Origin of the sequence: Frankia tisae (assembly GCF_025403405.1) — a bacterium.
Classification (GTDB): domain Bacteria; phylum Actinomycetota; class Actinomycetes; order Frankiales; family Frankiaceae; genus Frankia; species Frankia tisai.
Genome location: NZ_JANEZT010000207.1, coordinates 1 through 11,821, shown reverse-complemented (window position 1 = coordinate 11,821; position 11,821 = coordinate 1). Strand labels below are relative to the sequence as shown.

The 11,821-nt window shown below is 74.5% G+C and carries 7 protein-coding genes; 4 read left to right on the top strand and 3 right to left on the bottom strand.

Annotated features, from left to right (window positions below):
• Window positions 1-5,402: pentapeptide repeat-containing protein (locus NBZ85_RS19230; protein ID WP_261562347.1), on the bottom strand; the 5,402-nt coding region annotated here is incomplete at its 3' end.
• A gap of 100 nt (window positions 5,403-5,502) precedes the next feature.
• On the bottom strand, window positions 5,503-6,036 hold the full coding sequence (locus NBZ85_RS19225) for a pyridoxamine 5'-phosphate oxidase family protein (protein ID WP_261558380.1): 534 nt from the start codon (window positions 6,034-6,036) through the stop codon (window positions 5,503-5,505).
• 207 nt (window positions 6,037-6,243) lie between these two features.
• On the opposite strand from NBZ85_RS19225, the gene NBZ85_RS19220 reads away from it, so the two are divergent.
• The 4 genes from NBZ85_RS19220 (at window position 6,244) to NBZ85_RS19205 (ending at window position 10,189) form a co-directional block, all read left to right on the top strand.
• Window positions 6,244-7,341, top strand: a complete 1,098-nt coding sequence (locus tag NBZ85_RS19220; RefSeq protein WP_261558386.1) for a helix-turn-helix transcriptional regulator — start codon at window positions 6,244-6,246, stop codon at window positions 7,339-7,341.
• Window positions 7,338-7,823: a DUF456 domain-containing protein gene (locus NBZ85_RS19215; RefSeq protein WP_498041250.1), complete on the top strand. Its 486-nt coding sequence runs from the start codon at window positions 7,338-7,340 to the stop codon at window positions 7,821-7,823. Before NBZ85_RS19220 ends, NBZ85_RS19215 begins: the two co-directional genes overlap by 4 nt.
• A 226-nt stretch (window positions 7,824-8,049) precedes the next feature.
• Window positions 8,050-9,207, top strand: coding sequence for an arginine deiminase family protein (locus NBZ85_RS19210; RefSeq protein ID WP_261558394.1), 1,158 nt, complete (start codon window positions 8,050-8,052; stop codon window positions 9,205-9,207).
• Window positions 9,208-9,538: 331 nt separating this feature from the next.
• On the top strand, window positions 9,539-10,189 hold the full coding sequence (locus NBZ85_RS19205) for a hypothetical protein (protein WP_261558396.1): 651 nt from the start codon (window positions 9,539-9,541) through the stop codon (window positions 10,187-10,189).
• 122 nt (window positions 10,190-10,311) lie between these two features.
• Here the strand turns inward: NBZ85_RS19205 and NBZ85_RS19200 are convergent.
• Window positions 10,312-11,821: FUSC family protein (locus NBZ85_RS19200; protein ID WP_261562346.1), on the bottom strand; the 1,510-nt coding region annotated here is incomplete at its 5' end.

Genomic DNA, 11,821 nt, shown 5'->3' with positions numbered 1-11,821 from the left:
GTGGCGAGGCGGGTGCCGTCGGGGGAGAAGGCGACCGAGCGTACCGACGCCTCGTGGCCGGTGAGGGTGCGCAGGGGTCTGCCGGTGGTGGCGTCCCACAGGCGGGCGGTGCGGTCGTCCGAGGCGGTGGCTACCAGGGTGCCGTCGGGGGAGAAGGCCACCGAGCGCACCGGGCGGTCGTGGCCGGTGAGGGTGTGCAGGGGGTGGCCGGTGGCGGCGTCCCAGAGGCGGGCGGTGCGGTCGTCCGAGGCGGTGGCCAGCACGCCCCCGCCGGGGGAGAACGCCACTGACCACACCCAGCCGTCGTGGCCGGTGAGGGTGCGCAGGGGGTGGCCGGTGGCGACATCCCACAGGCGGGCGGTGCGGTCTTCGGCGGCGGTGGCCAGCACGGTGCCGCCGGGGGAGAACGCCACTGACCACACCCAGCCGTCGTGGCCGGTGAGGGTGCGCAGGGGCCGGCCGGTGGCGACCTCCCACAGTTGGGCGGTGTGATCGCCGGCGGCGGTGGCCAGGAGCGTCCCGTCGGGGGAGAAGGCCACCGAGCGCACCGGGCGGTCGTGGTCGGCGAGGGTGCGCAGGGGGTGGCCGGTGGCGACCTCCCAGAGGCGGGCGGTGCGGTCGCCGGCGGCGGTGGCCAGCAGGGTGCCGTCGGGGGAGAAGGCCACCGAGCGTACCGATGCGTCGTGGCCGGTGAGGGTGCGCAGGGGGTGGCCGGTGGCGACGTCCCAGAGGCGGGCGGTGCGGTCTTCGGCGGCGGTGGCCAGCAGGGTGCCGTCGGGGGAGAAGGTGACCGAGCGTACCGATGCGTCGTGGCCGGTGAGGGTGCGCAGGGGCCGGCCGGTGGCGACCTCCCACAGCCGGGCGGTGCCGTCGGCGGAGGCGGTGGCCAGCACGGCGCCGTCGGGGGAGAACGCCACCGACCACACCCAGTTGTCATGACCGGTGAGGGTGCGTAGCGGGCGGCCGGTGGCGGCGTCCCACAGGCGGGCGGTGCGGTCGTCGGCGGCGGTGGCCAGCAGGGTGCCGTCGGGGGAGAACGCCACCGACCACACGGACCCGTCGTGGCCGGTGAGGGTGCGCAGGGGCCGGCCGGTGGCGACCTCCCACAGCCGGGCGGTGCCGTCGGCGGCGGCGGTGGCCAGCACGGCGCCGTCGGGGGAGAACGCCACCGAGTTCTGGGCCGCGGTGGCCGGCGCCGTCACCGCGTCCGCATGGTCCGGTCCGGGAATCGCCGCCGCGCCGAGCTCCGCCGCGCCCGCCGCGGACCCGAGTGACCCGCCGAGGATGGCGGCCCGCGACCAGCGGCTGCCCCCTACTCTGGCGTCCGTCATCGTCACGGCGGTGAGGGTCGCGCCCGACAGGTCCGCGCCCGACAGGTCCGCGCCGGCGAGGACGGTGCCCGTCAGCTCGGCGCCGCGCAGGGAGGCGTCGGTGAGCACGAGGCCGCTGTGCCGCCCGCCCTGGAGCCGGGCGCCGTCGAGCACGGCCCCGCCCGCATCGACGTGGTCGGACACCACGTCGACGAGCGTGGCGCCGGTGAGATCCGCCCCCCTCAGATCGGCGCCGGACAGCCGGGTACCCCGCAGCGACGCCCCGTGCAGGGTCGCCGTCCTCAGGTCGGCGTCGCGCAGGTCGGCGCCGTCGAGCCGGGCGTCGGTGAGGTTCGCCCCCTGCAGGTCGGCGTCGCGCAGGGCGCGCCCGGACAGATCGCGCCCGGACAGATCGGTGCCCGCGAGCCGGGCGCCGTCGTCCAGCAGCACGTTGAGGCGGCGCGCCACCAGTACGGCGTTCTCCCGGGCGATCGTGGGTGCGTCCGGAGCGCTCGCCGTGGACTCCGCCCAGGCGATCAACCGGCTCCGGGAAGCCAGATCGACCAGGAAGTCGAGCATGAGCTCGGACACCTCCTCGGCGGCGAGCAGGTCGGCGGCGGTCGCCGGGGCGTCGCCGCTGACGGCCTCGGCGGGGGATGCGCCGCGCCGGGACGCCGTGCCCTCCTGGACGGGCCCGGCGAGCCCGGCGGCGACCTCGACCGCGACGAGGTATTCGAGCACCGACCGGTGGATGAACGAGAAACGGCCGTCGGGATCGCGGCGCAGCGCCGTACCGGAACCCAGCAGATGCGCGGTCTCGTCGATGCTGAGGCCGCGGGGCCGGCCCATCACGCGCAGCACCTGTGCCGCGATCTCGGTGAGCCGGGCCAGATCGACGGCCGCCTCGCCGCCGCGCCACATCGCGACCGCCAGCTCGCGGACCGCCGTGCGGCGCTCGGCCAGGCTGAGCTCCGGGGACCGCTCCGTCTCGTACGTCAACCACTGGTCGACAAGCTCGGCATACAGCGCGGCGCGGGTCACGCGGCCGTCACCGGTGCTCGCGGCCCGGTCCCGGACGGCGCGCAGCCGCCCGTCGTCGATCTCGACGATGAACGACAGCAGCCGCGGGTTGCGGGCGAGCTCGAGCAGGTCGTCGACGTCGTCGATGAGCGCGAGGCGGGTGGCCGCCTGCCGGCCCGCCTCGGCGATGGCGGCCTCGTCGGCTGGCCGGCCCGCGGTCAGCGCCCGGGTGAAGTGCCCGACCAGGTAACGCTCGATCTGCGCCGGAGTGAAGTCCTCCAGCCGGACGATGAAGCGTCCCAGCGTCCGCTCGACCTTCTCGCCGGTCCTTGTCAGCACCTCGTCGTCGTTGATGAAGAACTCGGTCCGGCTGGTCACGACGACCTTCGCTCGATTCGGCCCGGCCGCGCCGCCGCCGGCGGCCGACCCGGTGCCGTCGAGGATCGCGAGCAGGCCGTCGAGATAGGCGCTCGCCCGCGCGTAGGTGACCCGGGCGGCCAGCTCGTCGAAGCCGTCGAAGATCAGCACCACGCGGCCCTCGCGGACCATGTACCGGAAGGCGTCCAGGTCGGGCTGGCGCACCCCGGCGTCCACCAGGTGCTGGGCGACGAGCCGGTCGAGGTCGAACGACTTCTCCAGCTTGCCGAGTTCGATCAGCATCGGGTCGACGTGCGGGAGGCGTTCGGGCATGGCGAGGGCGAGTTGGCGGGCGAGGAACGTCTTGCCATGACCGAACGTGCCGAGGACCAGGATGAACCGCGCGTCGTCGGTGGCCAGCCAGTCCAGCACCATCTCGAGGGCGTCGTCGCCGACCGGTGCCCGGCTGCGGTCGATGCGGCGGATGCGCTGCGGGACGTAGGCGGCGGGTGGGTAGCCCGGGTCGCTGAGCAGCTCCTCGGTCTGCCGGGCGCGGTAGCCGCGCAGGTCGAACACGCCCTGGTACTCCGGCATGCTCAACAGCCGGACGTCCCGGCCGCGCGCGAAGGCCACCAGCTCCGGCGACGCCGGGGCGTCGCCGGTGTACACCAGATCCGTCCGCCGCAACGAGAACGCCAGGTAGGGCCGGCCCATCTCGGCCGCGAAGGACGCGACGGCGAGCTCGTCGACTCCGCCCTCGACCAGGCCGATCAGACGAAGCTCGACGATGCGGCCCTCCGTTCGCCGCACCCGCAGATGCGTCGGCGTGCCCCCGGCGGCCTCGACCCGCTCGACGACGGCGTCCCGATGGTGCAGCCGCGCCACCTCGAGGAGCTCGTCGAAGGTGTCCCGCGGCCGGGTGGGCGGCCGGTCATCGGCGTCGGCGTCGGCGTCGGCGTCGGCGTCGTCAGGCTCGCCATGGTCGGCTGCGGTTGGGACCATGTCCCGAGCGGGCCGGCGGGCGTGACCGAACGTCTCGCCCGCCGTGTCGAACGAGACCTGGACTCGGGCCGACAGCGCCTCCTCGGCGCTGAAACCGGCTGCGGTGTCCGCTGCGAACACGCGTGACCTGCGATCGAATCCCGCCGCGTCGATGTCGATGAGCTGGTAGCGACCTGGCCTCGGGGCCTGCGCCGCGTCGGCGTCGGCGTCGTCGTCGTCATCGGCGGCGGTGGCGGCGCGCGGGTCCGCCTGCCCGGGCCCCGCCGGGATCGCTGGCAGGCCGACCGGCAGCCGGCCGATGCGACCGTCACCGTGGCCGCCGTGCAGCAGCAGGTGCAACCGGGGGCCGAGGATCCGGTCCAGCTCCCCGCCATCGTGGAGATCCCCGCCATCGTGGAGGAAGGCCCCAGCGTCCGTGCCGGCGACGCTCGCCGGGCCGTGGTGCACCGCGCCGATCCGCAGCCAGCCCTGCCACCCGTCCCGATCCAGCTCCTCCGCCACCGCGCCGAGCTGGCGCTCGCCGACCTCGCCGATGCGTACCCGATGGGTCTGCGCCATCGTCGAGTTCAGCCCGGCGACGACGACCCTCAGCTCGGGGAAGGCGACGACCGACCATTCGCGTCCCAGCCGGAAGCGGGAATCGGCCTCCTCTCCGTGCAGTCGCCGCAGGAAGTCGTCGAAGAACGCCCACTTCGGCCAGTGCGGCGGGACGGCCGCGCGCTTGTAGGCGCGTTCCCGCGCGACATACGCCTCGCAGAGCGCGGCGTTGACGTCGAGGTCGCCGGGCACGACGACGATCCGTTCCCGGGCGAGGCCCAGGCCGTCGGCGAGACCGGTCAGGAAGTCGTATGCCCGATCGAACTCGTCCTCCGACGCCGTCCGGGTCAGGTCCCCGGTTACGACCATCAGGTCGGGGATCGCGGCGCGTTCGTCGACGCCCGACCGTTGCGCGCCGAGGCCGCGTAAGTCGTCGAGCATCGGCGTCAGCATCGACAGCACATCGCCGCCGGTCCCATCGGCGCCGCCAAGGCGCAGGTCGGACAGGTGCAGCACCGAGATGGACCGCCGTCGCCGGCCGCCCGCGTGGCCGCCGGCCGCCGCCGGCCGCGAGGCGAAACCCGCCACCACCGCGGCGGCCGATCCGGACGATGCTGGCGGGGGGATGTCGACGGAAGCACCGGGATACGGCGCGGGCAGTCCCCGAAGCCCAGCCGCGGGGGTCGAGGCCGGGGAGGGCGGACCCGGGAACGGGGGAGCGGCCGCCGGCTTCGCCCGACCCGTCACGGTGGCGTACATCCGCGCGGCCAGCGTGGCCGTGGCCGTGGCCTCGTCCAGGCCGACGAGATCGATGTAGCCGCGGCCGGCGAGCAGGCCCTCCGGCGTGCAGAGCCGTGCTCGCACCGGGACGACCACCTGCCCGGCGCCGAGCGGGTCGCGGCGGAAGCCGGACTGCCATTCCGCCCGTCCGTAGGGAGACCGTTCCAGGTACGCCTCCGACAGGATGGGCACAATCCGTTCGGCCCGGGTCAGGCCGTCCTGCATGCACGTGACGAAGTCGGTGCCCGCGACGAAATCCCAGGTCTGGATAAAGACCCGGAACGGCTCACCCGGCGTGCGCTCCAGGTCTTCAAGCTGCCAGGCGACCCAGACCGCCCAGTCTCTGTCGTCGCCGGTGTAGCTGATGAAAAAGTCGTACTGCCATGCCTGTGGCACCCCGTCCGGCATTTATCGAGCATGCCATATTCGGATCACCGCCGGCCGGCAATGGAAGGGGTTCTCCTTCCGCTCGTGACAAGTCCGGCGTCGGCGCAGGTCACGGGTTTGCCTTGGCCCAGGTTTCGTGGATGGTGGCGGAGCCGTTGCCGCGGCGTTGGACGCGGACGGCGGGGTAGGTGGGGCGCCAGCTCGCGAGGACGATCTCCTCGGCGGGTTCGTCGACGGTGGTGCGGACGATTTCGGTGAGTTCGACGCGGAACAGGTCGAACGGCTCGGGGGGCTGGACCTCCTCCGCGAACAGGGCGAGGACCTGCGGGTCGTCGACCCAGCGGGCGAGGCCGGCGATCCGGACGTCGCCGCCGGCCATGCCGGTGCCCGGTCCGGGGTTGGCGGACAGGGCGAAGCGGGGGTCGCGGCGCAGGTCGCGGGACTTGCGGGCATCGGGCATGCTGCCGAGCCACAGCTCGCCGGAGCGGAACGTGACCTCGATGCCGCTGGTGCGCGGGGAGCCGTCCGCGCGGACCGTGGCCAGGATGTGATGGCGGAACGCCTCGAACCGGGTGCGGACGGTCTCGGCGAGGGCGGGGTGGGCGGTCTCGAAGCCGCGCCAGGAGGTCGTGGATGGGGTCACCGGGCCATCCTGCGCCGGAAACCCTGCCAGCATCCGTCATGGTTTCCGGCCTGATCCGCGTGAGTCCGCACCAGGGCGAGGCCAATTGCGGTGCGTTTTGTACGGTCCGAGGTTCGACGGTGGGGTAGGTGTGACGACGCAACCGGTACTCGGCGTTGATTATCTGCGACCCCGAGTAGCTAGGACCTGCTCGCCTAGCATCGCGGGGTGCGATCGAGCCGGTTGACCGCGTTGCTGCTGCACCTGCAGGCCGTGCGGCGGGCGACGGCGGCGGAGCTGGCCGCCGAGCTGGAGGTGTCCGTCCGCACGGTGCACCGCGACATCGCCGCGTTGCAGGACGCCGGGGTGCCGCTGTGGACCGAGCCGGGCCGGGCCGGCGGGGTGCGGCTGCTGGACGGCTGGCGCACCAGCCTCGACGGGCTCACCGGCGACGAGGCGACGGCGCTGCTACTGCTCGGCGCGGGGCCGGAGGTGCTCGGCGGACTGGGGCTCGCCTCGGTCGCCGCGGCCGCGCGCACCAAGGTTCTCGCCACGCTGCCGCCGCGGCCCCGCGCCCAGGCGGGGCAGGTCCGCCAGCGGTTCCTGCTCGACGCGCCCGGCTGGTTCCACCGGGCGGAGGCCGTGCCGCACCTGGCCACGCTCGCCGAGGCGGTGTGGGCCGGCCGCCGCGTCGACCTGCGCTACGCCCGCCCCGGCGACGGCGCAGCCACCGCCGATTCGGCCGATCGGGGGGAGGAGGCGGTGCGGGGCGTGGCGCGGCGGGTCGATCCGTTCGGGCTGGTCTGCAAGGCGGGCACCTGGTATCTGGTGGCCCGGCACCGGGGTGATGTTCGCAGCTACCGGGTCGGGCGGATCACCCAGGCCAGCGTGCGGGCGGAGACGTTCGACCGGCCGGGCGACTTCGACCTCGCCGCCTGGTGGCGGGCGGGCAGCGACGAGTTCGCCCGCTCCCTGCTGCGCTGGACCTGCCGGCTTCGGCTGTCCCCGGCGGCGCTGCACGGTCTGCGGCACGCGGTCGACCCGTTCGCCGCCCGTGACGCCCTCGCGGGCGCGTCGACACCGGACGGCGCCGGCTGGCGGGTGGTGGAGCTGGTCACCGAGGGTCTGGAGGTCGCGCTGGCCCAGTTGCTGGCGCTCGGCGACGGGGTTGAGGTGCTGGCGCCCGAGGAGCTGCGCGCCGCCCTCGCCGGGACCGCGCGACGCCTCGCCGCGCGCAATGCTCCGGCCACTTTGTCAGCCGGGCCCGAGGACGTCCCGGGGCCGGTACCTTCTCCGAAAGGCATTTCGAGAGAGGACGCGCCATAAGTACCGGTGAGCTGCTCGGCGTCGCCCTGGTGATGGCCGTGGGCCTGGTCGGGATCGTCCTGCCGGTGCTGCCGGGCCTGGTCCTCGTCTGGGGCGCGGGGCTGTGGTGGGTGATCGCCGACGGCGGCGGGGTGGGCCGCTGGATCGTGCTGGCCCTGATGTCGGCGTTGTTCGTGATCGGTGCGTTGACGAAGTACGTGCTGCCCGCACGGGCCACCGCCGGGCGCGGGGTGCCCTGGCAGAGTCTGGTCGTCGGCGTCGTCTGCGCGATCGTCGGCTTCTTCGTCCTGCCGGTCGTCGGTCTGCTGATCGGTGGGGTTTTCGGGATCTACGTGGCGGAGCTGATCCGGCTCGGTGACTTTCGCACCGCGGGCGGCACGACCTGGGCGGCGATCGTCGCGTTCGGCATTGGCGTGCTCGTCGAACTCGTGGCGGGCGTCGCCATGGCGGCGGTCTGGGCCGTCGGCGAGCTCGCCCTCTGACTCCGCCGCTGCCGGTGCTGCTGCCGGTGCCGGTGGCGGCGGCCAAGCCGATTTCTTCACGCATTCCGTAGCAGGAATCTTCTTTTTTGCGGCGATGGGTTGGACTATCGATTGGCCGGCTTTTGTCGCGGTGGCGTGGCGGGCCGGTGGGCGTCGTCGTTCCGTGGGCCGATGCCAATTGCCATAATGCCTAAATGAAGTGTGGCCGTGCGTGGTGAGCAGGCCGATGGTGCTGATCCAGAATCCGACCGTCGTGCAACCGGTGGAGACGTCGGTGTTCCGGTCAGGCCGGCCGGCCTACGATCCGGTCCGGGCCGCGGCGGAGTCCGCCGCCGTGCGGGCGGCACTGGCCGACCTCGGGGTCGACCCCCGTGCGCCGTCGGAGATCCTCGCCGCCCTGCCCCGGGAGGTCCTGCTCGAACTGGCCGCCCGCGCCGTCAGCGCCGACGACGACGCCCGGCTGGCCGCGGCCCGCGACGTGCTGCGCGACTGGTCCGTCCCGGCGCTCGCCCCGGTCGTGCTGCGCCAGCCGCGGCTGCTGCTCGAACCCGGTGCGGGCGGCGGCGTCATCGGCCCCGGCCAGGCGGACGAGAGCTACGCCCTGCGCCCACTCGCCGGCCTGATGTTCCCCCGCGACCACTACGTCGACCTTGGCGGGGCAGTCGCCGTCGGCCGGCTGCGCCGCCGCGAGCGCGCACGGGAGACGGTCGTGATGGCCGCGGTCCTGCGCGGGCTGCGGGGACGGTCGGCGGAGGTGCGGGTACCCGAACCGCTGTTCCTGTCCGGCGGTGACCTCGTCACCTGTGACGGCGTCGCTGTGCTCGGCACCGGCGCGCGGACCAGCCCGGCGGTGTGGGGGTTGCTGCGCCCGCACCTGCTCGCCGCGTTCGGTCGGGTCGTGCGGGTCCGCGACGAGCTGCGCCGCCCCGGTGAACCGCACCTGGACCACTGGCTGGGGCTCGGCCCGGGGATCGCCCTCGTCGCCGCGGACCGGCTGGACGCGCCCGCCGTCGTCGAGGGCTATGGAGCGGCCAGCCGGGAGACGACCCTCGTCGACGCGCTGCGCACCATCGAACTGGCCGTCTGCCCGCTGGCGCCGGAGATGGTCGCCGCGTTCGCCGCGGGGGTGTTCTTCCTGCCCGGCGCACGCTGCGGGGGCTGGGCGGCGGGCGGTGACGAGCCGGCGGCGCTGGTGTCGACGGCCAGCGCGCCGTGGACCGAGCCGGTGCTGTCCCGGTTCGGCGTCTACACCGTCGCCGTCCCGTTCGACGAGCACCACAAGCAACTCGGCAGCCTGCACCGCGCGCTCAACACCGTCCCCGGCGTGCTCGGGGAAGATCCCGGTCGGGCGACCAGCGGATGGCGTCAGAACTCCGTCGGGTGAACCGGCGCGGCAGTCGGCCGAGCAGCCGGGCACGCCGAGTTCCGGCCGGTTCGCCGACGACGCCCGGTGTATGCGGGGTGGCCACCGAGCCCCCGTCGGCGGCAGCCCGCTCCTGGAGCCTGGCGCGGATCTCGTCGGGGGAGTAGGAGCCGCGCTGGCGCTGGTCGCGGGCGACCAGGACGCCGGTCGCGGCCACCCCCGCGAGGCCGGCGACCCCGAGCAGCTTCCCCCACCTGCCGCGACGCCTCCCGCCAGACCGACGCGTCTCTCCCCGTCGCTGCATCCCGTCAGGCTACGGTGCGCCCGATCGCATTGAGGCATGCTTACCGCCATGCCCGATGCGCGGATCGGCCTGGACGACGCCCTGGATCTGTCTCGGACCGGCGACTTGTGGCTGTTCCGTGGCCGCACGGCGGCGGACCGGGCGATCCAGACGACGACGAACAGCCCGGTCAACCACGTCGGCATGGCGATCGTGCTCGACGACCTGCCCCCGCTGCTGTGGCACGCGGAACTGGGCAGGGCACTGCCCGACGTCTGGGCGGGCACGCACCACCGCGGGGTGCAGCTGCACGACATGCGGGCGGCGGTGGAGGTCTGGGGCCGCCGCTACGGTCAACGCGCCTGGCTGCGCCAGCTCTCGCCGGCGGTCGGCGCCGAACGGGAGGACGCCGCGCTGCGCACGATCGCCCGCCTCGACGGCACCCCGTTCCCGTCCACCGCCCAGCTCGCGGCACGCTGGCTGCGCGGCCGGTTCCCGCGTCCGCGCCGGGCCGTGTCACCGCGGGCGCTGCAGTCCGCCTACTGCGCCGAGGTCGTCGCCGTCACCTTCGAGGCGATGGGCCTGCTGCCGCCCGGCCGGGCACCGAACTGGTACGACCCGGGCCGGTTCTGGAGTGGGGACGCGCTGGACCTGCTCGCCGGCTTCGCCCTCGGCGGCGAGATCGCCGTGGACCTCGCCGAGGCCACCCGAACCTCCTGAGGCGCAACCATCCCCGGCTGGGACCCAGGACAGGGGCTGGTTGCGGTGCGTTTTGCACGGTCTGAGCCCCAGGATCGTGCGCATCGCACCGCAACCCGCCTCCCGTGCACCGCGACCGGCCGTTACCGATGATGGTTCGTTGTCCGGGGTGCTGCGGCGGCGGCACCCAGGTCGTCCCGAACTTCGGCGGGGTGAACCCTGGACGGCCAGAACTGGAATGGCAGCCGCTGGAACGGTGGTCTCAGCGGCGGGTTGCGGTGACGGGCCGCGGCGGCAGCGGCGCGACCCATGGCGCGGCGGGTCTCGACGACGGTGGCGCGCGCTCGGGCGATGTCGCGGGCCGCGACGCGGCCGGGTGGTGTGCCGCGCGCGTCGAGTTCGCGGGTCAGTGCACGCAGCGCCGGCCGACAGGCGAGCAGGGCCGCGACGGCGTCGTACCGGTGCGGCGGCCGCGCGGCCTGGCCGGGCGGGCGGTGCCGGCGCTTTCGGCGGGTCAGTGCCCGGTGCGCCCGCAGCGGCGGGGCAACCTGGGCGAGCTGGTCGAAGGCGGCTTCCAGCCGGGCGTCGGCATCGGCGAGGGCGGCCCGCATCACCTCGGGTGTCGCCTTGGCCGGGCGGGGCCTTGCCGTGGCCGGGGTAGGCGCCGGGCCGTTCGGGCGCAGCGAGCGGCTGCGGCCCGTCTGGCACACGACCAGGTAGTCCGTGAGGGCGGCGAGCAGGTTGGCGATCCGGCGGCGCAGGACGTCGCCCGTGCGCACCGGCAGCACGAACCAGGCCGCTGCCAGCCCGATCGCCGCACCCAGCGCGACCGCGGCCAGCCGTTCCTGCAGCAGCCCCGCGCCGGCCTGCCCGTAGTACCCGTAGAGCAGGGCGAGCACGCCGGTGACGCAGCCCGTCCAGTAGGCGTAGGACACTGAGCGCAGCCACACCCCGAACGCGAGCAGCACGAAGATGAGCACGATCGACATGTCGTCGCCAGGTGGGAGGCAGCCGGCGAGGGCCGTGGCCGCCGCCGTCCCCGCCGCCGCGCCGACCAGGCGCTGCGCGCTGCGGTAGGCGACGTCGCCTCGGCCGCGGTTGCCGCTGTGCACCAGGTAGGCGGTGAGGACGAGCCAGGACCGGTGTTCGCTGAACAGGTGCCGCCCCATGGCGAAGGCCACCCCGAGGGCCACCGCCAGCTGGATCGCCATCCGGGTGCTCGCGGGAAGTCGCCGCCGGCGTCGCACGGCGGCCCCGGCCGGCGCAGGCGGCGCGGCCCGGTCGGACGCTCCCGAGGCAGCGGCTGTTCGTGGCCGCCGTCCAGGCTGGCGGGGCCGGACGGGTGGGAACAGGCGGGCCTCGGCATACCGGCCGATCGTCACCCAACCGACCGCGACGAACGCGATCGCGACGAGGTCGAGCCGTGACAGGGCTCCCCCACCCGGCGGCACGGGCGTGATGAGCAGCGCGATGAACGGCAGCGTGGCCAGGGTGCCGGCCCGGGTGCCCACCGGCCCGAACCGGCGCGCCCAGACGGCGCCGCTGACCGCCGCGGTGAACAGGACCTCGCCGATCGCCCGGTGTCGGCGGGTGAGATCGGCGATCTCGCTCGCGAGCAGCGCCACCGACGGCGTCACGAGCACGGGCAGCAGC

Excerpts from the sequence above, each read along its gene's own strand:
- NBZ85_RS19210 (WP_261558394.1), top strand. The coding sequence starts at position 8,050 with ATGGTGCTGATCCAGAATCCGACCGTCGTGCAACCGGTGGAGACGTCG.
- NBZ85_RS19205 (WP_261558396.1), top strand. The coding sequence starts at position 9,539 with ATGCCCGATGCGCGGATCGGCCTGGACGACGCCCTGGATCTGTCTCGG.